Annotated in this window: 24 protein-coding genes; 15 read left to right on the top strand and 9 right to left on the bottom strand. The window is 70.6% G+C overall.

Translation table 11 applies throughout. The annotated features are described in order from the left end of the window. Positions 1 to 173: 173 nt before the first annotated feature. Positions 174 to 542, bottom strand: coding sequence for an Rv2175c family DNA-binding protein (locus tag Q7X29_RS03770; RefSeq protein ID WP_218717256.1), 369 nt, complete (start codon positions 540 to 542; stop codon positions 174 to 176). A gap of 128 nt (positions 543 to 670) precedes the next feature. On the opposite strand from Q7X29_RS03770, the gene pknB reads away from it, so the two are divergent. Next, entirely contained in the window at positions 671 to 2635 is a 1965-nt protein-coding gene (pknB, locus tag Q7X29_RS03765; protein WP_218717257.1) for a Stk1 family PASTA domain-containing Ser/Thr kinase, read from the top strand. 160 nt (positions 2636 to 2795) lie between these two features. Here the strand turns inward: pknB and Q7X29_RS03760 are convergent, their stop codons facing one another. Beyond that, a complete protein-coding gene (locus Q7X29_RS03760; RefSeq protein ID WP_218717258.1) occupies positions 2796 to 4181 on the bottom strand; it encodes a class II 3-deoxy-7-phosphoheptulonate synthase in 1386 nt (461 codons plus the stop codon). Positions 4182 to 4352: 171 nt separating this feature from the next. Here Q7X29_RS03760 and Q7X29_RS03755 point away from each other — a divergent pair, with 171 nt between their 5' ends. Further along, positions 4353 to 4850 (top strand): polyadenylate-specific 3'-exoribonuclease AS, encoded by a 498-nt coding sequence (locus Q7X29_RS03755; RefSeq protein WP_218717274.1) that lies wholly within the window; start codon positions 4353 to 4355, stop codon positions 4848 to 4850. A 70-nt stretch (positions 4851 to 4920) separates the two neighbouring features. Here the strand turns inward: Q7X29_RS03755 and qcrB are convergent, their stop codons facing one another. From qcrB to ctaE, 4 genes are read right to left on the bottom strand one after another with little or no spacing between them, the layout of a single operon-like run. Continuing rightward, positions 4921 to 6546 carry a cytochrome bc1 complex cytochrome b subunit gene (qcrB, locus tag Q7X29_RS03750; RefSeq protein ID WP_218717259.1) on the bottom strand — a complete coding sequence of 542 codons (1626 nt, stop codon included), beginning with the start codon at positions 6544 to 6546 and terminating at the stop codon, positions 4921 to 4923. Continuing rightward, complete coding sequence (gene qcrA, locus Q7X29_RS03745) at positions 6543 to 7682, bottom strand: cytochrome bc1 complex Rieske iron-sulfur subunit (RefSeq protein ID WP_255587357.1); 1140 nt, start codon at positions 7680 to 7682, stop codon at positions 6543 to 6545. The genes qcrB and qcrA overlap by 4 nt, the downstream gene beginning before the upstream one ends. After that, entirely contained in the window at positions 7679 to 8542 is an 864-nt protein-coding gene (gene qcrC / locus Q7X29_RS03740; RefSeq protein ID WP_218717260.1) for a cytochrome bc1 complex diheme cytochrome c subunit, read from the bottom strand. The genes qcrA and qcrC overlap by 4 nt, the downstream gene beginning before the upstream one ends. Before the next feature lie 56 nt (positions 8543 to 8598). Then, positions 8599 to 9210, bottom strand: coding sequence for an aa3-type cytochrome oxidase subunit III (gene ctaE, locus Q7X29_RS03735; RefSeq protein WP_218717261.1), 612 nt, complete (start codon positions 9208 to 9210; stop codon positions 8599 to 8601). 179 nt (positions 9211 to 9389) lie between these two features. On the opposite strand from ctaE, the gene Q7X29_RS03730 reads away from it, so the two are divergent. Beyond that, positions 9390 to 9809, top strand: coding sequence for a hypothetical protein (locus Q7X29_RS03730; RefSeq protein WP_316573308.1), 420 nt, complete (start codon positions 9390 to 9392; stop codon positions 9807 to 9809). 89 nt (positions 9810 to 9898) lie between these two features. After that, complete coding sequence (gene trpD / locus Q7X29_RS03725) at positions 9899 to 10960, top strand: anthranilate phosphoribosyltransferase (protein ID WP_218717276.1); 1062 nt, start codon at positions 9899 to 9901, stop codon at positions 10958 to 10960. A gap of 13 nt (positions 10961 to 10973) precedes the next feature. Here trpD and Q7X29_RS03720 read toward each other — a convergent pair whose 3' ends face one another. The 3 genes from Q7X29_RS03720 to Q7X29_RS03710 form a co-directional block, all read right to left on the bottom strand. Next, a complete protein-coding gene (locus Q7X29_RS03720) occupies positions 10974 to 11249 on the bottom strand; it encodes an Lrp/AsnC family transcriptional regulator (protein ID WP_218717263.1) in 276 nt (91 codons plus the stop codon). A 4-nt stretch (positions 11250 to 11253) separates the two neighbouring features. Next, on the bottom strand, positions 11254 to 11805 hold the full coding sequence (gene trpF / locus Q7X29_RS03715) for a phosphoribosylanthranilate isomerase (RefSeq protein ID WP_218717264.1): 552 nt from the start codon (positions 11803 to 11805) through the stop codon (positions 11254 to 11256). Positions 11806 to 11876: 71 nt separating this feature from the next. Next, a complete protein-coding gene (locus Q7X29_RS03710; RefSeq protein WP_316573307.1) occupies positions 11877 to 13733 on the bottom strand; it encodes a DEDD exonuclease domain-containing protein in 1857 nt (618 codons plus the stop codon). Positions 13734 to 14387: 654 nt separating this feature from the next. Here Q7X29_RS03710 and Q7X29_RS03705 point away from each other — a divergent pair. From Q7X29_RS03705 to Q7X29_RS03655, 11 genes are all read left to right on the top strand, one after another. Beyond that, a complete protein-coding gene (locus tag Q7X29_RS03705; RefSeq protein WP_218717266.1) occupies positions 14388 to 14957 on the top strand; it encodes a C40 family peptidase in 570 nt (189 codons plus the stop codon). Positions 14958 to 15185: 228 nt separating this feature from the next. After that, on the top strand, positions 15186 to 16199 hold the full coding sequence (locus tag Q7X29_RS03700; RefSeq protein ID WP_218717267.1) for an NlpC/P60 family protein: 1014 nt from the start codon (positions 15186 to 15188) through the stop codon (positions 16197 to 16199). A gap of 7 nt (positions 16200 to 16206) precedes the next feature. Beyond that, complete coding sequence (locus Q7X29_RS03695) at positions 16207 to 17220, top strand: peptidase MA family metallohydrolase (RefSeq protein ID WP_316573306.1); 1014 nt, start codon at positions 16207 to 16209, stop codon at positions 17218 to 17220. Positions 17221 to 17322: 102 nt separating this feature from the next. Further along, the gene (locus tag Q7X29_RS03690; RefSeq protein ID WP_316573305.1) at positions 17323 to 18450 is read left to right on the top strand and encodes a glycosyltransferase family 4 protein; all 1128 of its coding nucleotides are present in this window, start codon (positions 17323 to 17325) and stop codon (positions 18448 to 18450) included. 43 nt (positions 18451 to 18493) lie between these two features. Next, positions 18494 to 18889 (top strand): polyketide cyclase / dehydrase and lipid transport, encoded by a 396-nt coding sequence (locus tag Q7X29_RS03685; RefSeq protein ID WP_218717270.1) that lies wholly within the window; start codon positions 18494 to 18496, stop codon positions 18887 to 18889. 50 nt (positions 18890 to 18939) lie between these two features. After that, the gene (locus Q7X29_RS03680; RefSeq protein WP_218717271.1) at positions 18940 to 19377 is read left to right on the top strand and encodes an SRPBCC family protein; all 438 of its coding nucleotides are present in this window, start codon (positions 18940 to 18942) and stop codon (positions 19375 to 19377) included. Further along, complete coding sequence (locus Q7X29_RS03675) at positions 19374 to 20651, top strand: ArsA family ATPase (protein WP_316573693.1); 1278 nt, start codon at positions 19374 to 19376, stop codon at positions 20649 to 20651. Before Q7X29_RS03680 ends, Q7X29_RS03675 begins: the two co-directional genes overlap by 4 nt. Then, positions 20644 to 21483 carry a hypothetical protein gene (locus Q7X29_RS03670; RefSeq protein ID WP_316573304.1) on the top strand — a complete coding sequence of 280 codons (840 nt, stop codon included), beginning with the start codon at positions 20644 to 20646 and terminating at the stop codon, positions 21481 to 21483. Before Q7X29_RS03675 ends, Q7X29_RS03670 begins: the two co-directional genes overlap by 8 nt. After that, positions 21480 to 22475: an ROK family protein gene (locus Q7X29_RS03665; RefSeq protein ID WP_316573303.1), complete on the top strand. Its 996-nt coding sequence runs from the start codon at positions 21480 to 21482 to the stop codon at positions 22473 to 22475. The genes Q7X29_RS03670 and Q7X29_RS03665 overlap by 4 nt, the downstream gene beginning before the upstream one ends. 116 nt (positions 22476 to 22591) lie before the next feature. Then, positions 22592 to 23320 carry a lysophospholipid acyltransferase family protein gene (locus Q7X29_RS03660; protein WP_218717124.1) on the top strand — a complete coding sequence of 243 codons (729 nt, stop codon included), beginning with the start codon at positions 22592 to 22594 and terminating at the stop codon, positions 23318 to 23320. Positions 23321 to 23400: 80 nt separating this feature from the next. Continuing rightward, positions 23401 to 24174 (top strand): sporulation protein, encoded by a 774-nt coding sequence (locus Q7X29_RS03655; RefSeq protein WP_316573302.1) that lies wholly within the window; start codon positions 23401 to 23403, stop codon positions 24172 to 24174. Positions 24175 to 24183 lie beyond the last annotated feature (9 nt).

The following is a 24183-nucleotide window of genomic DNA, read 5'->3' as shown; positions in this document are numbered from 1 at the left end:
AGGTCTGAGCCACGTACCCGGCGCGCCGCCGACCGAGCTCAGGCGCAGGTCGACAGAAGCGGACCGAGGCCCGCTGACGAGGATCAGGGCTGGAGCGACGGATGCGGGCTACCGGGCCGCCGACCGGACACGCCATGGGCCGGGCCGGCGGGCGGCGGCAGGAACGCGCGGGATCAGAAGGGTTCGGCGGCGGCGCGGCGGACGACCTCGCGCGCCAGCGGGCCGTGCAGGGCGTCGACGGGGCGGCCGGGCAGCGAGTCGTCCTCGGTGTAGATCCAGCGCAGGATGTCCTCGTCGGAGTACTTGCCGTCGCGCATCACGGTGATGAGGCCGGGCAGCATCCGGACGATCTCGTCGTTGTCGTCGAAGAAGCGGGACGGAATGCCGGCGACGCCGTTGCGGCGGATCGCGAGGAGCTGGTGGTCACGCAGCAACTGGTGCACCGCGGTGACCGGGATACCGAGTATGTCGGCGGCCTCGGGGAGCGAGACGACGGTTTCGGTGTCGGGCAGCACATCGTCGCTGCAAGGGAAGGCACTCACTCGCACAACCGTAGTACGTGCGACCTCGCGTGCATCGGCTGGCATGCCATCATGACCCGGTTACGATCGTGGGGGCCGCACACGGTGGCCTGGTCGCTTGTCGCAGTGTCGCGAGGGGTGAGAAGTTTGTGAAAGCCGGAGGACATCACTTGATCGGCCAGATGCTGGAAGGGCGCTATCGCATCGATGCGCCGATCGCTCGCGGCGGGATGTCGATGGTGTTCCGGGGCACCGACACCCGGCTGGATCGCCCGGTGGCGGTCAAGGTGATGGATCCGAAGTTCGCCGGCGACCCCCAGTTCCTGACCCGCTTCGAGTTCGAGGCGCGCGCGGTGGCCAAGCTGAAGCACCCCTCGCTGGTGGCCGTCTACGACCAAGGCGTCGACGGCGAGTACCCCTTCCTGATCATGGAACTGGTCGAGGGCGGCACGCTGCGCGAACTGCTGCGCGAGCGCGGCCCGATGCCGCCGCACGCGGTGCGCGCCGTCGCCGAGCCGGTCCTGCGCGCCATCGGCACCGCCCACGACGCCGGACTCGTGCACCGCGACATCAAGCCGGAGAACGTCCTGATCTCCGACGCCGGCGAGGTGAAGATCGCCGACTTCGGCCTGGTCCGCGCCGTCGCCGCCGCCAACACCACCTCGGCCAGCGTCATCCTCGGTACCGCCGCCTACCTGGCGCCCGAGCAGGTCACCACCGGCACCGCCGACGCCCGCAGCGATGTGTACTCCTTCGGCATCCTGATCTTCGAACTGCTCACCGGCCGGGTGCCGTTCACCGGCGACAACTCGCTGTCGGTGGCGTATCAGCGGGTCGAGAACGACGTGCCGCCGCCGAGCCAGTTCATCGGCGGCGTGCCGCCGGAACTCGACGCTCTGGTCGCCAAGGCCACCTCCCGCGATCCCGAGCGCCGCTACGCCGACGCCAACGAGATGGCCGCGCAGCTGCAGATGATCGCCATGGAGCTGAATCTGCCGCCGTACCGGGTTCCGGCGCCCCGCGATTCGGCCGAGCACCTCAGCGAGAGCTACCGCACCGGCGACGCACACCACCCCGGAGACCGCCCGGTCACCCCGAATCCCGTTGTCGCGCACGCGATGCCGAACGCCCAGCCACAGCACACCAGGGTGGTCACCGCGCCTCGCCCGCGCCCCGACGACTACCAGCACGCGCACTCCCCCGCACCACAGCACAACCCGTTCGCGTCCAACGAGAATCCCTCGCGCCGCACCGGCGTGGTCTGGGCCGCGATCGTCACCGCGCTGACCCTGCTGGTCGGCATCGGCGGCTGGTGGCTGGGCGTGGGCCGCTACACGGCCGTGCCGCCGATCGCGGGCATGGACTCCGAACGCGCCGTGGCGGTGCTGCAGGAGGCCGGTTTCGAGACGGTCCTGCGCAACAAGGCCTCCGACACCATCCCGGTGGGCGGCGTGGTCGGCACCGATCCGTCGGCCGGGTCGCGGGTCACCAAGAGCTCGACCATCGCGGTGCTGATCTCCAACGGCAAGCCCCGCGTGCCCGACATCACGCCGGGCGACCAGATCAGCGCCACCAACCAGGCCATCCGCGACGCGGGCCTGCAGCCGATCGACAGCGGCGAGGCCCCGAGCACCGCTCCGAAGGGCTCGCTGGCCAAAGTGGAACCGGCGCCGGGCACCATCCTGCCGATGGGCGCCCAGGTCAAGGTGTACCGCAGCAAGGGTTCGCAGCCGGTCAACGTGCCGGACGTGCGCGGCAAGACCGCCGAGGAGGCGGCCAGAGCCCTGACCACCGCCGGGCTGACCGTGCGCGAGACCCGCGTGCAATACGACAAGAGCATCGAGGGCGACAAGGCGATCGGCACCGACCCCGCCGTCGGCACCACCCTGCAGTCCGGCGACAGCGTGACGCTGATCGTGTCGAACGCGGTGAAGGTGCCCAATGTGATGGGTCAGACCGTCGGCAACGCCCGCAGCAAACTCCAGCAGCTGGGCCTGCGAGTCGAGGTCAAGTCCATCACCGACTCCGACAGTTCCCTGGTGATCGGCCAGGTCCCTGGCTTCAACTCGAACGTGGAAGCGGGCAGCGTCGTGACGCTCACCGCCCTGCCTTGAAGAGATCCGGCCCCGGACAAAGACGACAAGGACAAGGACAAGCCCGGGCGCGGTCACCGCTGACCGCGCCCAGGCACACACCGCACTCCCGGCCCCGCACATCCCGGCCTCGAGGAGGGATCGCCGCGCAGCGGCGGTTCGAGCGCGCCAGCGCTCCGAACTAGCGCAGCATCTCGGCGACCAGGAACGACAGCTCCAGCGACTGCTGGGTGTTCAGGCGCGGGTCGCACGCGGTCTCGTAGCGGTCCTCGAGGTCGAGGTCGGAGATGTCCTGCGCGCCGCCCAGGCACTCGGTGACGTTCTCGCCGGTCAGCTCGATGTGCAGGCCGCCGGGGTGGGTGCCCAGCGCGTGGTGCACCTCGAAGAAGCCCTGCACCTCGTCGACGATGCGGTCGAAGTGGCGGGTCTTGAAGCCGGTGGAGGACTCGTGGGTGTTGCCGTGCATCGGGTCGCACTGCCAGATGACCTGGTGGCCGGTGGCCTGCACCTTCTCGATGATGGGCGGCAGCACGTCGCGCACCTTGCCGTTGCCCATGCGGGCGACCAGGGTGAGCCGACCGGGCTCGTTGTGCGGGTCGAGCCGCTCGACGTACTCCACGGCCTGATCGGGCGTGGTGGTCGGCCCGATCTTCAGGCCGATCGGGTTGGCCAGCAACTCGGCCAGCGCGATGTGCGCGCCGTCGAGCTGACGGGTGCGCTCGCCGATCCACAGGAAGTGCGCCGAGAGGTCGTAGAGCAGCGGCTCGCCGGTCTCGGACTCGCTCAGCCGCAGCATCGCGCGCTCGTAGTCGAGCACCAGCGCCTCGTGCGAGGCGTAGATGCGGGCCGACTTCAGGCTCGGGTCGTTGACCTGACAGGCGGTCATGAAGCGCAGGCCGCGGTCGATCTCCTCGGCCAGCGCCTCGTAGCGGGCGCCGGCGGGCGACTGGGCGACGAAGTCGCGGTTCCAGTCGTGCACCTGGTGCAGGTCGGCCATGCCCGCGGTGGTCAGCGCGCGGACCAGGTTCATCGCGGCGCTGGCGTTGGCGTAGGCGCGGACCAGGCGCGAGGGGTCGTGGCGGCGCAGTTGCTGGTCGGCGACCAGGGAGTTGACCATGTCACCGCGGTAGGAGGTGAGCCCGAGCGCGTCGGTGTCCGAGGAGCGCGGCTTGGCGTACTGCCCGGCGATGCGCGCGACCTTCACCACCGGCAGGCTCGCGCCGTAGGTGAGCACGACGGCCATCTGCAGCAGGGTGCGGATATTGCCGCGGATGTGCGGCTCGGTGTTGTCGGCGAAGGTCTCCGCGCAGTCACCGCCCTGCATGAGGAACGCCTCGCCGCGCGCGACGGCGGCGAGCTGGGTCTTGAGCTCCTCCACCTCGGCGGGCAGGCAGATCGGCGGCACGCTCTCGAGCACGGTACGCATCGTCGCGGCCTCGTCGGCGTCCCAGGACGGCTGCTGCAGCGCGGGCCGGGCCAGGGCGGCGTCGAGCCGGTGGCGCAGCTCGGCGGGCAGCGGCGGCAGTTCCGGCAGGCGGTCAATGGGTACGTCGACGGTCCAGGTCACCAGATCAGAATACGGCTTTCGCCGCCCGGCGAATATCCGGCGTACCGGCTACCCGTTCGTCGCGTCGCCGAACCATCGACATAGGGTTTCTCCCGACCCATCGTGGGTCACGGACCGCGTCGTCCTCCTCGGACGGTCACGGCCGCCCACCGGCACGAAGAGGCGATCTCCCTGCGATATTTCTACGACTCCGAATTCATCGAGGACGGCACCACGATCGATTTGATCTCGATCGGCGTCGTCTGCGAGGACGGTCGCGAGTACTACGCGGTCTCCACCGAATTCGACGCGGGACGGGCCGGTCCGTGGGTGCGCAAACATGTGCTGCCGAAGTTGCCGCCGGCGGGATCGCCGCTGTATCGCACCAGGGCGCAGATCCGCGACGACCTGTTCAAGTTCTTCCTGCCCCGCCCGAGCGTGCAGCCGGAGCTGTGGGCCTGGGTCTCGGCCTACGACCACGTCGCGCTGTGCCAGCTCTGGGGCGATATGACCGCGCTGCCCAAGGGCATGCCGCGCTACACCAACGAGCTGCGCCAGCACTGGGCCGCGCACGGCAGCCCCGAACTGCCGCCGATCCCCGACGACGCCCACGACGCGCTGGCCGATGCCCGCCACAACCTGGCCAAGTTCGAGGCGATCGAGGCCTACCGGCGCACCCCACGGCTGTAGCGACCGAGATGACGAGGAAGGCCCCGAGTCGTAGCGACTCGGGGCCTTCCTCGTGTGCGTCGGTGCGCGGTCAGTGACCGTGCGGCTCGTCACCGTTGGCGCGGGCCTGCTCCTCGGCGAGGGCCGTGAGCATCTTGTGCTCCTCGACGTGCTCGTTCTCGAAGTAGGCGTCGGACTCCGCCTTCGGGTCGGGGCGCAGGAAGCTACCCGTGCCCGGCTTGCCCGCCGAACCCAGCTTGTTCATCTTCTTGGGCACCGGAGCGCCCTGGTACTCCAGCGGGATCGCGTGGCCGTGGTCGTCGACCGGGCCCAGCGGCTGGTGCACCTCGATGTACTCACCGTGCGGCAGGCGCTTGATGACACCGGTCTCGATGCCGTGCTCGAGCACCGCGCGGTCACTGCGCTGCAGGCCGATGCAGAACCGGTAGGCCACGAAGTAGGCCAGCGGCGGCAGCAGCAGCACGCCGATACGACCGATCCAGGTGGTCGCGTTCAGCGAGATGTCGAACTTCAGCGCGATGATGTCGTTGACGCACGACAGCGTGAGCACCACGTAGAACGCGATGGCCATGGCACCGATAGCGGTACGCACCGGCACGTCGCGCGGACGCTGCAGCAGGTTGTGGTGCGCGGTGGTGTCGCCGGTGAGGCGCTTCTCGATCCACGGGTAGGCGATCAGCAGCGTGAACACCAGGCCCATGACGAGGGCGACCCAGAACACCGCCGGGATCGTGTAGCGACCCAGGTACAGCTCCCACGGCGGCATCAGACGCGCCATGCCGTCGGTCCACATCATGTAGAAGTCGGGCTGTGAGCCCGCCGAGACCTGGGACGGGTTGTACGGACCCAGGTTCCAGATCGGGTTGATCTGCAGGATGCCGCCCATGATGCCGACGATGCCGAGGGTGAACGCGAAGAACGCGCCCTGGTCCGCGGCGAACACCGGCACGATGCGCGCGCCGACCACGTTGTTCTCGGTCCGGCCGGGGCCGGGGAACTGGGTGTGCTTCTGGTACCAGACCAGCGCGACGTGCGCGCCGATCAGCGCCAGGATGATGCCGGGCAGCAGCAGCACGTGCGCGATGTAGAGGCGCGGGATGATGATGTCGCCGGGGAAGTCGCCGCCGAACATCAGCCAGTGCAGCCAGGTACCGACGACCGGGACACCGATGGTGATACCCGAGAACGCGGCGCGCAGACCGGTACCCGAGAGCAGGTCGTCGGGCAGCGAGTAGCCGAAGAAGCCCTCGAACATCGCCAGGATCAGCAGCAGCGAGCCGATCACCCAGTTCGCCTCACGCGGCTTGCGGAACGCGCCGGTGAAGAAGATGCGGAACAGGTGGATGATGATCGACGCCGCGAACAGCAGGGCCGCCCAGTGGTGGATCTGCCGGACGAACAGACCGCCGCGCACCTCGAAGGAGATGTTCAGCGCGGTCTCGTACGCCCGCGACATGCCGACGCCGCGCAGCGGCTGGTAGGCGCCGTCGTAGGTCACGTGCGCCATCGACGGGTCGAAGTACAGCGTCAGGTAGATACCCGACAGCAGCAGGATGATGAACGCGTACAGCGCGATCTCACCGAGCAGGAACGACCAGTGGGTCGGGAAGACCTTGTTGATCGACCGCTTCATGAACGCGGCGGCGCGATACCGCTCGTCCATCTCGTTGGCTTGGTTCGCCACCAGAGTGCTCATGAACGACGCTCCCAGAAGGCCGGGCCGAGCGGCTCGATGAAGTCGCCGTTGGCGACCAGGAAGCCCTCGGAGTTGACGGTGATCGGCAGCTGCGGGAGCGCGCGGGCGGCCGGACCGAAGACCGGCTTACCCCACTCGGTCGCCGAGAACTGCGACTGGTGGCAGGGGCACAGGATGCGGTTGGTCTGCTGCTCGAACAGCGAGGTGGGGCAGCCGAGGTGGGTGCAGATCTTCGAGTAGGCGAAGTAGTCGCCGTAGTTGAAGCTCTCCTGGCCCTTGCGCTTGATGGCCTTCTCCGCGTCCGCGGTGCGCAGACGGATCAGCATGACCGCGTTGCGGATGCCGCGCAGCGACTGCAGCGTCTCGTGCTCGTTGCCGCGCCACTTCTCCTTCCACGGGAAGACGGTCTCCATGGCGCCCGCGTCCAGGTCCTCCGGACGCACCAGCACGACATCCTGCGGGCGACCGGTGTCGCGGCGGATGTAGACGGTCTCGCCCGGGAAGTCCGGGGTCCAGCCCGAGACCCACAGCGGCGACTTGTCGCGCTTGGCCCACGGGTTCTTCACCATGCCGCCGACGAACACCAGCAGCGCGCCGATACCCAGCACGCCGACGCCGGCGCCCGCGGTACCGAGCATCATCTTGCGGCGACCCAGGGTGGAGGTGTCGAGCGCGTCCTGCAGCTCGGCCGCCAGGGTGCGGCGCTCGACCTCGTCGGACGGGCCGTCGTGGCGCTGCTGGATCGAGATCTCGGCGGGGATGAACCGCTTGCGGATCAGCACCACCGCGATGCCGATGACCAGCACCGAGATGCCGAAGGTCAGACCGACCAGCGGGGTGAACAGCGAGTAGGCGGCATGGCCTTCGTCGCCGTTGCCCTTCCACTCCCACGGCCAGAACAGGAAGACACCGATCAGCGCGGCGGCGGCCAGGCCGGAGATGGCGAACCAGAACGTGACCGCGCGCTCGGCGCGCTTCTCCGCGCGCGTGCCGGGGACCGGCCAGCGCTCGCCGCGGTACGCGACGTCGACGCCGTCGCGCGCGGTACCGAGCTCGACCAGCTCGTCACGCGTCATCGCGTCCAGTTCGGCTTCGGTCGGTTCCCGACCCATGTCGTTGTGCTCCTGTCCACTCATGTGCGAGATCCGATCCACATCGCGGCACCCACCACGGCGGTGATGCCGATAACCCAGATCGCCAGACCCTCGGTCGCCGGGCCGAAACCGCCGAGGTCCCAGCCGCCGGGCGACTTCTCTTCCGCGGCGTTCTTGACGTAGGCGACGATGTCGCGCTTCTCCTCCGGCGTCAGCTGCCGGTCGGAGAACTTCGGCATGTTCTGCGGGCCGGTGAGCATGGCGTCGTAGATCTGCTGCTCGTTGGCCTCGGCCAGCGGCGGGGCGAACTTGCCGCCGGACAGCGCGCCACCACGGGCGGTGAAGTTGTGGCAGGAGGCGCAGTTCATGCGGAACAGCTCCGAGCCGCGGGCGATGTCGTCGCCACGCAGCGATTCCTGCGCGATCTCACCGTTGGCGTCGCGGATCACCGAGGGGCCACCGCCGTTGGCGGCGACGAACGCGCCGAGCGCGTCGGTCTGATGCGCGTCGAACTTCTCGGGCTTGCGCATGGCCTGGGCCTCGTTGCGCACCATCGGCATGCGGCCGGAGGACACCTGGAAGTAGACGGCGGCTTCGCCGACGCCGATCAGGCTGGGGCCACGATCCTCGACACCCTGCAGGTTCGCGCCGTGGCAGGTGATGCACGAGGTCTCGTAGAGCTGCTTGCCCTCGCGGATCAGCGCGGACTGGTCCTCGTGCGCGGTGGCGACCTGAGGCGCGGGGGTGAGTGCCGCGGCGAGGAAGCCGGCTCCGACCAGACCAACCAGCAACGCGAGGCCACCCGCGATACGACGGCGAACGCGACGCTGCTTACGCGCCTTGGTGGCCTGACCGTGGTCAGGGCCGGCGGGCTCGGGGGCCGACGGGGGAGATGAACTCATCTGTGTCCCTTTGGAGTAGACGGAACCGACTTGTGCAAATGCTGTGCGCCCGCGCGCTAGCGGACGAAGTAGATCGTGGCGAACAGCCCGATCCAGACGATGTCGACGAAGTGCCAGTAGTAGGACACCACGATGGCGGCGGTGGCCTGGGCGGGCGTGAACTTGCTCAGCGTGGTGCGGATCAGCAGGAACACGAACGCGATCAGACCGCCGATCACGTGCAGACCGTGGAAGCCGGTGGTGATGTAGAAGACCGAGCCGTACGAGCTGCCGGAGATCGAGGTCCCCTCCTCCACCAGGTGGTAGTACTCGTAGCCCTGGCCGGCGACGAAGAACGCGCCCATCAGCAGGGTGATCATGTACCAGCGACGGAGGCCGAACACGTCGCCCTTCTCCGCGGCGAACACACCCATCTGGCATGTGAACGACGATGCGACCAGCACGGCCGTCACCGGAACGGCGAGCTTCATGTTCAGCTCGGTCGGCTCCGGGGGCCAGTTGCCGTGCGCCTGCGCGCGCGCAACGAAGTACATGGCGAAGAGGCCGGCGAAGAACATCAGCTCGCTCGACAGCCAGATGATGGTTCCGACGCTGACCATGTTGGGCCGGTTCAGCGAATGCACACGCTGAGTAATGGCCGATCCTGGGGTGCCTACTGCGGTCGTCACGGGGTAAGTATGACTCTTCGTAGTACGACAGCTGTACCCGGGTACGAAAGTTTGTCGCGGGAGTCGGAAAACCCACGCACAGAGGGGGTCTACGACCTCCGTCGGCGTGTTGGCGACGATCACGTGACGACCCATTGTGACAGCGTTGGATGTGGATAACCTGAGACGAGGAGGCGGCGATGGTCGTGGTGCGGATGTGGCGGCGGTTGTTCGGCGGGCAGGGCGAGTCGCTCGACCCCGCGCGGACCGATCTCGTCGTGGTCGCGGCGAGTTTCGACGACGCCGAAGCCTGCTCGGCGGCGCTGGACCGGGCCTCCGAGCTCGACCGGGACGCCGACGCGGTCCTGCGCCACCACCTGCGCCTGCCCGCGGACCGGATCGACGAGGCCGCCGAGATCGCCGGTTACGACGGCTACGCGCGGGCCGAGGCCGTGGACACCACCGCGGGCGAGCTGGTGCCGGTCGTGTTGCAGCGGGTGCAGCGCCTCGATCCGCTGACCTGTTCGCAGGAGCGATCGCGGATGGCCGGGCTCGCGCAACGCCACGACGGCGTCGCCGACGGCTGGGACGCGCTGCAACCGCCGCGTCCCGCGCCGTAAACTCAGCCAACGGCGCAATAGGCTTGCGCTACCCCGCCGCGCCCGATCAGAGTTGCGCGATGGCGATGTCGAACGGAGATGCGGAGCAGATGAGCGTGCGCAGCTGGCCCCAGGTGCTCGGAACCCTCGCCGACGGCGGCGACCTGGCCGCGGACGACACGACCTGGGTGATCGACGAGATCTTCACCGACAATGCCACCGCCGCCCAGATCGCGGCTTTCGGCGTCGCCATGAAGATCAAGGGCCCCACCCCCACCGAGCTGGCGGGGATGGTCGCGGGCATGCTCGGGCACGCCCGCCTGGTGCACGTCGACGGCGACGCGGTCGACATCGTCGGCACCGGCGGTGACCGCTCCGGGTCGGTCAACATCTCCACCATGTCCTCGGTGGTCGTGGCGGCCGCCGGGGTGCCGGTGGTCAAGCACGGCAACCGGGCCGCGTCGTCCAAGGCGGGCGGCGCCGACGTGCTCGAGGCGCTGGGCGTGAAGCTGGCGCTGGGCCCGGAGTCGGTGGCGCGGTCGGTGCGCGAGGCCGGGATCGGCTTCTGTTTCGCGCCGCTGTTCCACTCGGGGCTGCGTTTCGCCGGTCCGGCGCGCAAGGAGATCGGCATCCCGACCGTGTTCAACGTGCTCGGCCCGCTCACCAACCCCGCGCAGCCGCGCGCAGGCCTGATCGGCTGCGCCTTCGCCGACCTGGCGCCGGTCATCGCCGGGGTGTTCGCCGAGCGTGGCGCGAGTGCGCTGGTGGTGCGCGGACGCGACGGACTCGACGAGATCACGACCTCCGACGTCACCGACGTGTGGGTGGTCAGCGGCGGGCGGATCCGGCAGACCGTGCTCGATCCGACCCGCCTCGGCATCCCTCGGGTGGACCTGGACGCGCTGCGCGGCGGTGACGCCGTGGCCAACGCGGGGATCGCGCGCGAGATGTTCGCCGGCGCGCCGGGCGCGGTGCGCGACGCGGTGCTGCTCAACTCGGCGGCCGCGATCGTCGCCTACGATCTCTCGCGCGGCGCGGGCGACGTCGACCTGGATCTGGACGCCGCCCTGACCGGCGGGCTCGAGCGCGCCGCCGCCGCGGTGGACAGCGGCGCGGCGGCGAAGCTGTTGCAGAGCTGGGCCGAGCTCACCCAGGTCCTCGACGAGTCCTGAACGCGCGAAAGCCTCACTCCCCCAGCGAGAATCCGGCTTCCACGTCGGCGCTCGAGTACGACTTGAAGGCGATGTGGGTGGTGGTGCGCACTACGCCGGGGACCTTGTCGATGCCGCTGGTGACGACCTCGGCGATGCGCTCGTGATCGCGCACCCGCACGATCGCGATCAGATCGACGTCACCGGCGCAGGAGTACACCTCGGCGACTCCGGCGGTGTCGGCGAGAGCCTGCGCGGTCTCGGGGATACGAGAGTTCTCGGCCTGGATCAGCACGATCGCGGTAATCATGGGATCAGCCTAGAACTTCGGGCCGCTCGGTGGCCGCTTTGAACCGGCGCATCAGCTCCAGGCTCTTCACCCCGGGCGCCGATTCCACCGAACTGGACACGTCGACGCCGTACGGGCGGTGCCGGGCGATGGTCTCGGCGACATTGCCGGCATCGAGCCCGCCGGCCAGCACCACCTTGCCGGGCAGCGCGCGCACCCAGTCCGGGAACTCCTCGAAGATCCCGGAGCCCGCGCTGGCGTCGTAGAAGAAGTACTCGCTGGTCTGCTCGGGCGCGGGCGGCGTGGACGAGCAGAACGCGAGGTTGGGCAGGTCGGCCCACTGATAGAGCTGGACGACGTCGAAGGCGTCGGCCACCTCGGTGACCTCGGCGGCCGCCAGAGCCACGACGAAGGTGGTGATCCGGCCGCGCGCGTAGTCGGCGAGGGCACGGGCCTGCGCGGGCGTGCGGTACCGCTTGCTCTTGGGCGTGGCCATGACGCCGATCGCGGAGTAGCCGAGCTCGACGGCCCAGTCGATCTGTTCCTCGGTGGTCAGACCGCACACCTTCACGAACATTCGCGCCTTCGCCCTCTCTCCCGCCGTCACCGGGGCGTGACAGGCGCTTCCATGATCCTCCGGACCCGCGGTCACCGTTCGGCCAGGTACTGCTCCCCCGGGCCGACCGTGGTGGCGGCGGTGCGGGCCAGCTGGGCCCAGCCTTTCCAGCGGGCCGCGCCGTGCAGGGGTTCGCGATAGCCCTCGCTGGTGCGGACGATGCGGGCGCCGGGCTTGGCCAGCCAGCGGGCGATGACGCCGACCTCCTCGGGAGGGGCGCCGCGCAACGGGGGAATGTCGTCGTCGGGCGGGGTCGCGCAGGCGAACAGGGCATCGTGGGCGGGCGGGGCGTCCATGCCGGGCGCGGCGGCGGCCGGACGGATGCGGCCGGTGGTCGCCGCGTCGCCCAGGTCCGGAAGGACGGTCTCGGCGGCCGCGACGATCTGGTCGACGACCGCCATGGGCGGGGTGCCGCGCCGGGCGGTGCCCGCGGCGGCGAGGCGGCCGTAGCGGATCACCGAGAACTCCCAGCCGCCCGCGCCGTCGGGCAGGGCGACGATCAGTTCCGCGAGCCGGGCCAGCGCGGCGAGACGCTGGGTGCGGTGCAGCATGGTGACGACGGCGGCGGCGCGGTCGCGCAGGCGGGCGGCGGCCTCGAAATGCTCAGCGGTGGAGTGGGTTTCGATGCGGTCGAGCATGGCGCGCAGCAGCGCGTCCGAGCGACCGGCGAGCAGGTCGCGCACCGCGTCCACGGCCGGGGCGTAGCCGGTGGCGTCCAGGTCGACCTCGGGGCGTGCGGCCGGGCAACCGCCGACGACGGCGGGCGGGCAGGTGTGTCGCGCCGCGCGGGTGAGCCGGGTGGCGCAGGTCCGCAGGCCGGCGAACTCGGCGATCGTCGCCGCCACATCGACGGCATCGGCGCGGGAACCGAACGGCCCCAATGCCGTTCGCGTCGGTGTGCGCACCGCGGTGAGCCGGGGGAAGGCTTCGTCGCTGAGGGTGAGCCACCAGCCGCGCCGGGGGAATTTCGAGCGGCGGTTGTAGGGCGGCGCGTGCGCGGCCAGCAGGCGCAACTCCCGCACCCCCGCTTCCAGACCGTGCGCGCACACCACATGGTCGACCCGGATCGCCAGGGCCACCATCTCTTTCATCCGGCCGCGGGTCTCCGAACCGGTGAAGTAGGTGCGGACACGGCGGCGCAGGTTGACAGCCGTCCCTATATAGAGGACTTCGTCGGACGGCCCACGGAACAGGTAGACACCGGGCGCGGTCGGCAGATCACCGGCGAAAGCGCGCTTGGCGCGCTGGGTTCCGGTCACCCCGGGCAGATAGTCGAGCAGCTCGGTCAGGCTGTGCACGCCCTGGTTGCCGACCCGGCCGATCAGGGCGTGCAGCACGTCGACGGTAGCGCGGGCGTCGTCGAGGGCGCGATGCGTCGGGGTGGTCGAGGCGCCCAGGATCTGGGCGAGCACGCCGAGCCGGGCCGAGGGCGCCTCGTCGCGGGTCAGCACCCGCCGGGCGAGCTTGACCGTGCACAGCACCTGCGGATTCGGCCAGGCGATGTCCTGCCGGGCGGCGGCGGCCTTGAGGAAGGCGGTGTCGAAACGGGCGTTGTGCGCCACCAGGACCGCGCCGGCGGCGAACTCGAGGAAACCCGGCAGCACCGCCTCGATCCGCGGCGCCTCGTACACCATCGCCGTGGTGATCCCGGTGATCTGCACGATCGCGGGCGGGATCGCGAATCCCGGATTCACCAGAGTCGCGAACTCCCCCAGCACTTCTCCCCCGCGCACCTTCACCGCCCCGATCTCGGTGATGGAGTCCCCGTCCGGGCTGGTCCCGGTCGTTTCCAGGTCGACGACGACGAAGGTGGTGTCGTAGAGCGGTGTGTCGAGTTCGTCGAACGCCAGCTGACGCGCGGCGGCCGGGAGCGGAACGGGATCGGGCACGGCGAGCAGCGTAGGACGGGGGTACGACACGCTCGCCGTCGCCGAACCCGGTTCCGCGCCGGGCCTCGCGCGCCGCACGGGAACCGGTTCGCCGGGCGCCGCCGAGAAGCCCGCGCCCGGCCATTCGCCGCGAGACTTTCGTTCCGATGCGAACAAAATGACCTTGATCAGACTCGAATGAGACCGGGCTCACAGTTTGCCGAACATCACATGACCGGGCCGAATTTCATCGGGTAAGACCGATTACCGATCGGCGGCCGCCGGAGCGGGCGGCGCGCCGCCCGCGGGCACGCTTGGTCGACCGACCGGTTCGAGGGTCGACGCGCGGAGGCGACCTGGGGGTTCACCCCTAGGGGTAGACCAATAGGCCGCGAACAAGCCGTCCACGACGCGCCGGGCGGCAGTCCGGAAGCCGCCCGAAGTCGACCTGGCGTTATCGTTTCGTGATTGGTGTGACGCAGCTCGCACACAAAGTTCGGGCAGATCTTCCGAATTGCCTCTCGGACCGATGTCCGACTTTACAAACCACCGTGATGTCTTCGTAACCTTTTCGAGACCTCACGGAGTCCCCACGGCCACGAACGGTTCAACGGGATGAAGCCCGCCGCGTCATACGGACCCGGCGTCGTGGGGCAGATTGGAAGTACCCGCATCATGGCGACCAACACCGTCAAGCGTCAGGCGCAGCGAGCCGTTGCCGCCGGAGCCGTCGGCGCTGCCACCATCGGCGCGTTCCTCCTGCCGGCCGCTCCCGCGTCGGCGACGCCGGTCACTGTCCCCGGTATCGGCACCTTCGAGGTGCCCAACGAGATCCCGCTGCCGCAGGGCATCCCCGGCATCGAGACCCCCTCGGTCCCGCAGGCCTTCACCGCGCCGCGCGCCACCGCCGCCGACATCGCTCTCGATGCCGCGCTGAGCAAGGTCGGCTCCCCCTACGTCTACGGCGCCGCAGGCCCGGACGCCTTCGACTGCTCGGGCCTGGTCCAGTGGGCCTACCGGCAGGCCGGCATGGAGCTGCCGCGCACCAGCGGCGCCCAGCTCGGCGCAGGCACCCCGGTCTCCCTCGACAGCCTGCAGCCCGGCGACCTCGTGTCGTTCTACGGCGGCGGCCACTCGGGTCTGTACGCGGGCGACGGCAACGTCGTGCACGCCTCGACCTCGGGCACCCCGGTCCAACTGGCGCCGATCTCCTCGATGCCGTTCGCGGGCGCTCGCCGCTTCTGATCGACGGGTACGGTGCGTCGTTCGCGGGGAAGGGCGCACCGTGACCCCTCCGTGGCCTACTGGACACGGGCATACGCGGTTCCGTAACCTGATCGAGACCTTCTCGCCGGACGAGAGGATCCGGTTCGGGTAAGGCGCTGCATCGGCGGACATCGAGAGAACGGGGCACGGCGCACTGTGACTGACCACCACCGGAACCCACGCGTTGCGCGGGGCATCGCCGGAGCCATGTCCGCCGCGATCCTGGTGTGCGCCACCTACGCCGCGGGCCCCGCCCTCGCCGACCCGATCGCCCTGCCGACCACCGCCGGTGACGCCATCGCCCGGATGATCGACCTCTCCCGGCAGGCCGAGGTGCTCAACCAGGCCTCGCTCGACGCGCAGTCCGATCTCGACGCCAAATGGGCCGTGCAGCGCGAGGCCGACGACAAGCTGGCCGCCAGCACCGCCGTCGCCGACGCCGCCCGCGCCGAGGTCCGCAAGTTCCAGCCGATGATCGATCGCACCGCGATCGCCACCTACACCGGCGCCCGCACCGATCGCATGTTCGCGGTGCTGTCGAGCAATTCACCGCAGCAGCTGCTGGACAAGATGTCCACGCTGGACGTGCTCGCACAGCAGACCGCCGACAGCGTGCGCCAGTTCAAGAAGGCCGCCGACGCGGCCACCGCCGCCGAATCGGTGACCCGCGCGGCCGCCGACACCGCCCGCGCCGCGACCGCGGCCGCCGAGGCCGTGCGCGCCGACGTCGACCGCAAGCGCCACGATCTCAGCCTGGCCACCACCCAGGTCGTCGAGGCCTGGGGCGCGCTCTCGGCCAAGGACAAGTCGACCCTGGCCGGTTCCCCCTTCCCGCCCGGCTTCGACCGCGACTCCCTGCTGCAGGGCCTGGTCCCCGGCAGCGGCACCAGCGCGCTGGCCGCCGCCCTGACCCGCATCGGCGACCCGTATGTCTGGGGCGCCACCGGCCCCGACCAGTTCGACTGCTCCGGGCTCGTGCAGTGGGCTTTCAAGCAGGTGGGCAAGAACGTCCCGCGCACCAGCTCCCAGCAGGCGAACTTCGGCACCCCGGTGGCCAAGGACGACCTGCAGCCCGGCGACGTCGTGCTGTTCTATCCCGAGATCTCCCACGTCGGGATCTACGCGGGCAACGGCATGATGGTGCACGCCTCCACCTTCGGTGTCCCGGTGGCCGTCGCGCCGATCAACACCACCCCCTTCCACTCGGCCCGGCGATACTGAGCCGGCGGTGACCGATCCGTCCCGCCGTACCTCCGGCCTACGATCCTGGTTCTCGGCCAACGGCCGCCTCGAATTCGCGCTCACGCTCGCCTCGGTCACGCTGTTGACCGGGGCGTGCGTCGCACTGATCCTGGTGCCGCGCAACGCCGGTCCGCTACAGCTGGCCACCGACGAGGCCGAGGTACTCGACACCACCGAGGGCATCGACGACCCCCGGCTGACCCCGGTCCGCCGCGAGCTGCAGCCGTTCGGGCCGATCCTGGTGCGCCGGGTCGCCGCGGGCGACGAGGCCGACGCGCTCGTGGTCGCCCACTCCGGCCACCGCACCGACATCGACGTCCTCGAGCAGGAACTCGCCCCGGCGATCGCCGACGTGAGCACCGCCTGGGGCACCGACTGGAATCGCGCACCGGTGATCGTCGTCGCGGGCACGCCCACCGAGTTCACCGCGCTCACCAGGGCGGCGGGCGCCTCGACCGGTGCCGATGTGGCCGCGGTGTCGCTCACCGGCTCCTACGCGCCCGGCACCCGGCCGACCGATCAGCGGATCGTGTTCAATCCCGACGCCCGCCGCCGCGTCGGCGACGAGGGCATGGCGACGCTGCTGCGCCACGAACTGACCCACGTCGCGACCAGGGCGGCCACCGCCGACGGTGCGCCGCTGTGGCTGGTCGAGGGCTACGCCGAGTACGTCGCCCAGCGCACGGGTGCCAGCACCTTCTCCCAGATCGCCCCCACGCTGACCACCCGGCTGCGCGCGGGCGCCCTGCCCACCGATCTGATCGGTGACGCCGACTTCACCGGCACCGACGCCCCCTACGCCTACGAATCGGCCTGGAGTGCCTGCGCCTTCCTCGCCGACCGCTACGGCCCGGCCGCCCTCACCGCGCTGTACAAGCGGCTCGCGACCGGCCCGCAGTCCGCCGCGACCCAGGACGCCGCCTTCGCCGCCGTACTCGGCACCTCGCGCACCGACCTGCTCGACGGCTGGCGCGCCTGGTTACGGGGCCGCGCCGTCTGACCACCCCTCATCGAGTCACTCCGTGACACTCGCCCACCCGTCGCCCGACCACCACCCCTCATCGAGTCACTCCGTGACACTCACCTATTAGGTTGTTCACTTATGGCCCGAACTCTGCTGGTTACCAACGATTTCCCGCCTCGGCCGGGCGGCATCCAGTCCTATCTGCACGCGCTGGCCGAGCAGCTGCCGCCCGACGACCTGGTCGTCTACGCGCCGCGCTGGCGTGGTGACAGCCACGAGAAGTTCGACGCCGCGCAGAAGTTCCGCGTCGTTCGCCATCCGACGACCCTCATGCTGCCGACGCCGGGGGTGATCAAGCGCGCGGGCAAGCTGCTGCGCGAACACGACTGCGACACCGTGTGGTTCGGCGCGGCCGCGCCGCTGGCGGCGATGGCGCCGATGCTGCGCCGCGCGGGTGCCGAGCGCATCCTGGCCAGCACCCACGGCCACGAGGTGGGCTGGTCGATGCTGCCGGGCGCGCGGCAGGTGCTGCGCTCGATCGGCGAGAACACCGACGTCGTCACCTATGTCAGCAAGTACACCCGGGGCCGGTTCGCCTCGGCGTTCGGTCCGCGCGCCGCGCTCGAGTACCTGCCGCCGGGCGTCGATCCGGCCGAGTTCCGGCCCGACCCGGGCGCGCGCGCCGAACTGCGCGCTCGCTACGGCCTCGGTGACCGGCCGACGGTGCTGTGTCTGTCGCGCCTGGTCCCGCGCAAGGGCCAGGACATGCTGATCGTGGCGATGAGCGAGATCCGTGAACGCGTCGACGGGGCGGTCCTGGTGATCGCGGGCGGTGGCCCCTACGAGATCCGGCTGCGGGGGCTGGCCGAGGCGCTCGGGGTCTCCGACTCCGTGGTGTTCACCGGTCGGGTGCCCTCGGGCGAGCTCGCCGCCCACCACACCATCGCCGACGTGTTCGCGATGCCGTGCCGCACCCGCGGCGCGGGCCTGGATGTCGAAGGCCTCGGCATCGTCTACCTGGAGGCCTCGGCCACCGGGGTGCCGGTGGTGGCGGGCAGTTCCGGCGGCGCGCCCGAGACCGTGCGGGAGGGCGAGACCGGGCTGGTCGTACACGGCCGCTCCGCCGAGCAGATCAGCGACGCCCTCGTCGAACTGCTCACCGACCGCGACAAGGCGGCCGCCATGGGCGCCGCCGGGCGCGCGTGGGTGGAACAGAACTGGCATTGGGACCGTCAGGGCGCCCGGCTGCGGGAGCTGCTGCGGTGACACCCCGGCCGCGTCCGGTGTGGCGTCCACTACGCTCAGCGAGGTGAGCAGTATCCAGGTCGCAGATCAGACCTTTCTCGCGGCGCCGCCCGCCGCGATCGCCGACGTGCTGAGCGCCACGAACAACTGGCGTCGCTGGTGGCCCGATCTCCGTCTCGACGTGCGGGAGGATCGCGGCGACAAGGGCATCCGCTGGACGGTGGCGGGCCCGCTGGACGGGACCATGGAAGTGTGGCTGGAGGCCGTCCCCGAGGGCGCCATCCTGCACTACTTCCTCCACGCCGAGCCCACCGCCGCCAAGCCGCTGACCCCGCGCGCGCTGGCCGCGGCGAATCGGGCCCGCCGGGTGGCGGGCAAGCACATGTCGTTCGAATTGAAGGCTCGACTCGAGGCAGGCCGACCCGCCGGCGTCGCGCCCGCGGTCGCCGCGGCGTCCTGACGCCACCGGCACCGACTGCTCGTCCCGCACGAAAGGAACCGTTGTCCGCCATGGCCGACCGGACCCAGAGATCGATCGTCATCGAGGCGCCGTCGCAGCAGGTGATGGCCGTCATCGCGGACCTGGAGTCCTATCCGGAATGGGTCGCGGCCGCGCAGTCGGTCGAGGTGCTCGACACCGACGCCGCCGGGCGGGCGGCGACCGCCAGGTTCGTGCTCGACGCCGGCGTCGTCAAGGACACCTACGTGCTGGCCTACACCTGGCGCGCCGACGGCCACGCGGTGAGCTGGCGGCTGCTCAGCGGTGACCTGCAGAAGGCCCAGGACGGCAGCTACGAACTGCGCGAACGGCCCGACGGCAGCACCGAGGTGGTCTACGAGCTGACCGTCGACTTGAACATCCCGATGATCGGCATGTTCAAGCGGAAGGCCGAGAAGGTGATCACCGATACGGCCTTGAAGGAACTGAAGAAGCGGGTCGAGGGCTGAGCGCCCCGGGCGGTACCCGCGTCGAACTGTTCGTCGGCAAGGGCGGTGTCGGCAAGACGACGCTGGCCTGCGCGACGGCCATGGCCCACGCCCGCGCCGGACAGCGGGTGCTGATCGCCTCGCTCGACCAGGCGCATTCGCTCGGCGACGCGCTCGGCTTCCGTTTCCCGCACGATCCGGGCACCGTCGCCGGGGTGGCCAGGGTGGCGCCCGGGCTCGAGGTGATCGAGATCGATTCCCTCGCCCTGCTCGAGGACCGGTTCCGCGATGTGGTGCGGATGCTGGCCAAGGGCGGCGGCCACGATCACGGCGTGGACTTGACCGCGATCGACCCGGCCGAGCTGACCGGTCTGCCCGGCGTGCAGGAACTGCTGATGCTGGTGGAGATCGCCCAGTACACCGAGGAGGACGACTGGGACGTCATCGTCGTCGACTGCCCGCCCTCGGCCGACATGCTGCGCCTGGTCACCGCGCCGGACACCCTGCTCACCTATCTGGAACGGCTCTGGCCGCGCCACGAACGCACGATGAGCGCGATCGGCCCCGATCTGCGCAAAGCGGTGCTGGCGGCCACGGTCGAACGGATCGTCGCCGCGGTCACCGGGGTTCGCGACCTGCTCGCCGACCGCAACCGCACCAGCGCCCGGCTGATCACCGGTCCCGAGCAGGTGGCCGTCGCCGAGTCCCGGCGCGTGCGTTCGGCGGCCGCGCTGCTCGGTCTGCGGCTGGACGCCGTCGTGGTGAACAAGGTGCTGCCGCAGGTGCCGCCGCCCGGCGAGAACGCCCATCCGGCCGTGCACTGGTATCTCAACCGTCGCGCCGAGCAGCTCGAGGTGGTGGCGCGGCTGCACGAGCAGATCACCGATGTCCCGATCCTGATCGCCCAGCACGCGGGCGCCGAGCCGGCGGGGCTGAGTTCGCTCTCGGCGTTCTCCTACGCGGTCGACACGCTGCCCGGCCCGCACGCTCAAAGCGCGCGATCGGGCGAACCGATGGTTCGATGGGAGTCGGGCTCCGGTGTCGACTCCGTGTACGCGATGCGGATGCGGCTGCCGGTAGTCGATCCCGGCACCTTGCGGCTGGGCCGAGTGGAGGACGATCTGATCGTGGGAGCCGACGGGGTGCGCACGCGCGTACGGCTCGCGCCGGTGCTGCAACGCTGCACGGTGGCGGGCGCCGAGCTCGACGACGGTCATCTGGTGGTCCGCTTCCGGCCCGATCCGCAGGTCTGGCCCGCCGATCCGAACTACACGAAGGCCACCGCAGATGAGTAGTGACGCCCAGTCCGACCGCCGCGGCCACCACCCCGACGGCTTCGCCGAGTTCACCGAGGAGCTGCGGCTGCTGGCCGAAGTGCTGCTGGCCAGAGTCGAACCGGTGCTGCGCCGCACCGCTGCCGACGGGCAGGCCGATCTCGGCGGCTGCGCCTGGTGCCCGGTCTGCGCGGCCGCGGCGCTGGTGCGCGGCGAACACCACGACGTGGTCGCCGCCCTCGCCGAGCACGGCACCTCGATGGTGACGGTGCTGCGCGAGGCGCTCGCCGGTGTCCCCGTGGAGCCGGTCCTGCCGCCGGAGTGGGCCGAACACGCTGCCGGACACCATGATTCGCACGACCCCGCGTGGCCGCACCAGCACGGCGCCACCGACGCCCGGCCGGCCCCCGACGCCGACGGACAGCACGACGGCGCCGACGGCGACGGAACCCGGCCCGCCGCCGGAGCTCAGCACCACGGCCGCGCGACCCCCGGCGCGGCGCAGGACAGCGACGCGGGGCCCCCCGCGCCCGCGGACCCGTCCCGGGACGACCAGCACGCCACCGCCCCCTCCGACACCGCGGCCCGGTCCCGCCTGCGCTGGGGTTCGGCCCGCCCCGAGGGCACTCCCCGGCCGCGCCGGGTCGACGAGTACGCCGCGCCCCGACAGCAGGGCGCATCGACTCGCACCGCCGCAGGACCGCAGGTCCCGAGCGACTCCGGCACCGGCGTTTTCGCGACCCCGGCGCCGCCCCGGGCCGACACCGCCGAGCGTCCCCGCGACGATCGATCGCGGACCGCCCGCGCGCCGCGCTCGCGTTATGTCGACATTCCGGTGACGATCCGGGGATGACCCAGGGGATCGACCGTCAGCACCTGCTCACCGTCGGCGTCGACGTCGGTGGCACGAACATCCGCGCCTCGGTCGTCGACGCCGAGGGCGAGCTGCTCGATTCCGTGCAGTCCCCGACACCGCACGCGGCGCGCGCGCTCGAGGACGCCATCGACCGCTCGGTCCGCGAGCTGGGGCGCAGGCATCCGATCGCCGCGGTCGGCCTGGCCGTGGCCGGCTTCATCTCCGAGGACCGCTCGACCGTCCGGTTCGCGCCGCACCTGCCCTGGCAGGACGCCCCGGTCGCGCAGCGGCTGACCACGCGACTCGGGCTGCCGGTGATCCTGGAGCACGACGCGAACGCCGCGGGCTGGGCCGAGTACCGCTTCGGGGCGGCCGCGGGCGGGCACACCGTGGTCCTGGTCGCGATCGGCACCGGCATCGGCGCCGCCCTGCTCATCGACGGGAAGCTCTATCGCGGCAGCCACGGCATCGCCCCCGAACTCGGGCACCTGCAGGTGGTGCCGGAGGGGCGCGCCTGCGCCTGCGGCAAACGCGGCTGCTGGGAGCGCTACTGCAGTGGCACCGCGCTGGCCGACACCGCGATCGAACTGCTGGCCACCGATCCGGTGCGCTCGGTGCTCGCCAAGGATGTCATCCGCGATCCCGGCTCGCTGACCGGCCGCCGGGTGGCGGGCGCCGCCCAGGACGGCGACCCGCTCGCGGTCCGGGTGATGGCCGACTTCGCGCGCTGGCTCGGCCTCGGCCTGGCCTTCGTCAGCGACCTCTTCGATCCCGATCTGGTCGTGATCGCCGGCGGCGTGAGCAGTTCGGCGCCGCTGTTCCTCGACGAGGCGCGCGAGCACTACGCGAGCGCGGTCACCGGCGCCGGGCACCGCCCGCTGGCCCGGCTGCGCACCACCCAGCTCGGGGAGGCGGCGGGCATGATCGGCGCGGCCGAATTGGCCAGGGCGGCGGTCGACACGCCGCTGGCGGGTCGCACCGGGAGATGAGGGTCACAACCATGCACTGCGGCTACCGTCCTGGGTTGGTTGTGACCTGCGACCAGCGGTAAAGTCGTTTTCCGACGAGGCCGCACACCACGATCCCGGTCCGAAGAAAGGACGCCATGTTCTACTGGCTGCTCAAGTTCGTCTTCCCGGGACCGTTCATGCATCTATACAACCGGCCCGTGGTCGAGGGTGTCGAGAACGTGCCCACCGACGGACCGGCGATCATGGCGGGCAACCACCTCTCGTTCGCGGACTGGCTGTTCGCCCCGCTGCTGAGCCCGCGCCGGATCAGCTACCTCGCCAAGGCCGAGTACTTCACCACCCCCGGTCTCAAGGGTCGGCTGCAGAAGTTCTTCTTCAGCGGCACCGGCCAGTACCCGATCGACCGCAGCGGCGCCTCCGCCGCCGAGGACGCCCTCAACGCGGCCCGCAAGCTGCTCGACAAGGGCATGCTCGTCGGCCTGTACCCGGAGGGCACCCGCTCCCCGGACGGTCGCCTGTACAAGGGCAAGACCGGCATGGCGCGGCTGGCGCTGGAGACCGGCGTCCCGGTCATCCCGGTCGCCGTCATCGGCACCGACAAGGTGAGCCCGCCCGGACCGTTCAAGTGGCGCAGGCACCGGGTCACCCTCAAGTTCGGTGCCCCGCTGGACTTCTCGCGCTACGAAGGGATGAGCGGCAACCGCTTCGTCGAGCGCGCCGTCACCGACGAGGTGATGTACGAGCTGATGCGCCTGACCGGCCAGGAATACGTCGACGTCTACGCGCACAGCCTCAAGAAGGGTGTCGCCCCCACCGACCGTCAGCTCGAGGCCACCCGCATCCCGGACACCGCCGCCGGCTGAGTGCCCGCGGCACGATGAGCTGATCCACAGCACCGGCCGACGGTAAGCGGATCGTAAGCGCCGTCGGCCAGACTGCTCGCATGTTCAAGCAATTGCTGGCCGCGGCCGGTGTCGGCGGCGCCGAGGTGGAAACCGAATTGTTCACCCCGGGTGCACAACCCGGCGGGCTCGTCGAGGGTGTGATCCGGCTGCGCGGCGGCCGCGTCGACCAGTCGATCGGGCACGTGGCCGTCGAGTTCGTCACCCGCGTCGAGCGTGAGTACGCCGACGGCGAGGAGCATGTCACCGATCACGGCTTCGGCCGGGCCGGGGTGGCCGGTCCGTTCACCCTGATCGCGGGCACGGTCGCCGAATTACGGTTCGCCGCACCGGTTCCCTTCGAGACACCGATCACCTTCTTCGACGGTCACCACCTGCCGGGCGCCGGCGTCGCACTGCGCACCGTGGTCGACATCCACGGCGCCGTGGACGCCACCGATACCGACCCGCTCGGCATCGGGGCGCTGCCCGCCCAGCACGTCGTGCTGGATGCCGTGCGGCGCATGGGTTTCGGGTTGCGCCGCACCGATGTGGAGGCGGGCGCCATCGCGGGCACGCCGCAGCTGCTGCCGTTCTATCAGGAGATCGAATTCGGTCGCTCGCCGCACTTCCCGCGGGTGAACCAGCTCGAACTCACCTTCGTCGCCGCCGAGCACGGCATGAGCGTCGTCCTGGAAGCCGACATCGAGGGCGGCTGGTTCCGCGAGGACCGCGACGGCATCGGCACCTTCTGGGTCGACTACGCGCACCTGGCCCACCGGGACTGGACCGCCGAGATCCACCGCGTCCTGCACGGGCTCGGCGCGCTCGGCTGAGCTACCCGC

This window comes from Nocardia canadensis, from assembly GCF_032656385.1.
Lineage (GTDB): Bacteria > Actinomycetota > Actinomycetes > Mycobacteriales > Mycobacteriaceae > Nocardia > Nocardia canadensis.
Note: the sequence above shows the minus strand (reverse complement) of the source record. Positions and strands in the feature narration are given on the sequence as shown.

Excerpts from the sequence above, each read along its gene's own strand:
- qcrB (WP_218717259.1), bottom strand. The coding sequence starts at position 6,546 with ATGAGCACTCTGGTGGCGAACCAAGCCAACGAGATGGACGAGCGGTAT.
- qcrA (WP_255587357.1), bottom strand. The coding sequence starts at position 7,682 with ATGAGTGGACAGGAGCACAACGACATGGGTCGGGAACCGACCGAAGCC.
- qcrC (WP_218717260.1), bottom strand. The coding sequence starts at position 8,542 with ATGAGTTCATCTCCCCCGTCGGCCCCCGAGCCCGCCGGCCCTGACCAC.
- Q7X29_RS03730 (WP_316573308.1), top strand. The coding sequence starts at position 9,390 with ATGGTCGTGGTGCGGATGTGGCGGCGGTTGTTCGGCGGGCAGGGCGAG.
- trpD (WP_218717276.1), top strand. The coding sequence starts at position 9,899 with ATGAGCGTGCGCAGCTGGCCCCAGGTGCTCGGAACCCTCGCCGACGGC.
- Q7X29_RS03720 (WP_218717263.1), bottom strand. The coding sequence starts at position 11,249 with ATGATTACCGCGATCGTGCTGATCCAGGCCGAGAACTCTCGTATCCCC.
- trpF (WP_218717264.1), bottom strand. The coding sequence starts at position 11,805 with ATGTTCGTGAAGGTGTGCGGTCTGACCACCGAGGAACAGATCGACTGG.
- Q7X29_RS03705 (WP_218717266.1), top strand. The coding sequence starts at position 14,388 with ATGGCGACCAACACCGTCAAGCGTCAGGCGCAGCGAGCCGTTGCCGCC.
- Q7X29_RS03700 (WP_218717267.1), top strand. The coding sequence starts at position 15,186 with ATGTCCGCCGCGATCCTGGTGTGCGCCACCTACGCCGCGGGCCCCGCC.
- Q7X29_RS03690 (WP_316573305.1), top strand. The coding sequence starts at position 17,323 with ATGGCCCGAACTCTGCTGGTTACCAACGATTTCCCGCCTCGGCCGGGC.
- Q7X29_RS03680 (WP_218717271.1), top strand. The coding sequence starts at position 18,940 with ATGGCCGACCGGACCCAGAGATCGATCGTCATCGAGGCGCCGTCGCAG.
- Q7X29_RS03670 (WP_316573304.1), top strand. The coding sequence starts at position 20,644 with ATGAGTAGTGACGCCCAGTCCGACCGCCGCGGCCACCACCCCGACGGC.
- Q7X29_RS03665 (WP_316573303.1), top strand. The coding sequence starts at position 21,480 with ATGACCCAGGGGATCGACCGTCAGCACCTGCTCACCGTCGGCGTCGAC.
- Q7X29_RS03660 (WP_218717124.1), top strand. The coding sequence starts at position 22,592 with ATGTTCTACTGGCTGCTCAAGTTCGTCTTCCCGGGACCGTTCATGCAT.
- Q7X29_RS03655 (WP_316573302.1), top strand. The coding sequence starts at position 23,401 with ATGTTCAAGCAATTGCTGGCCGCGGCCGGTGTCGGCGGCGCCGAGGTG.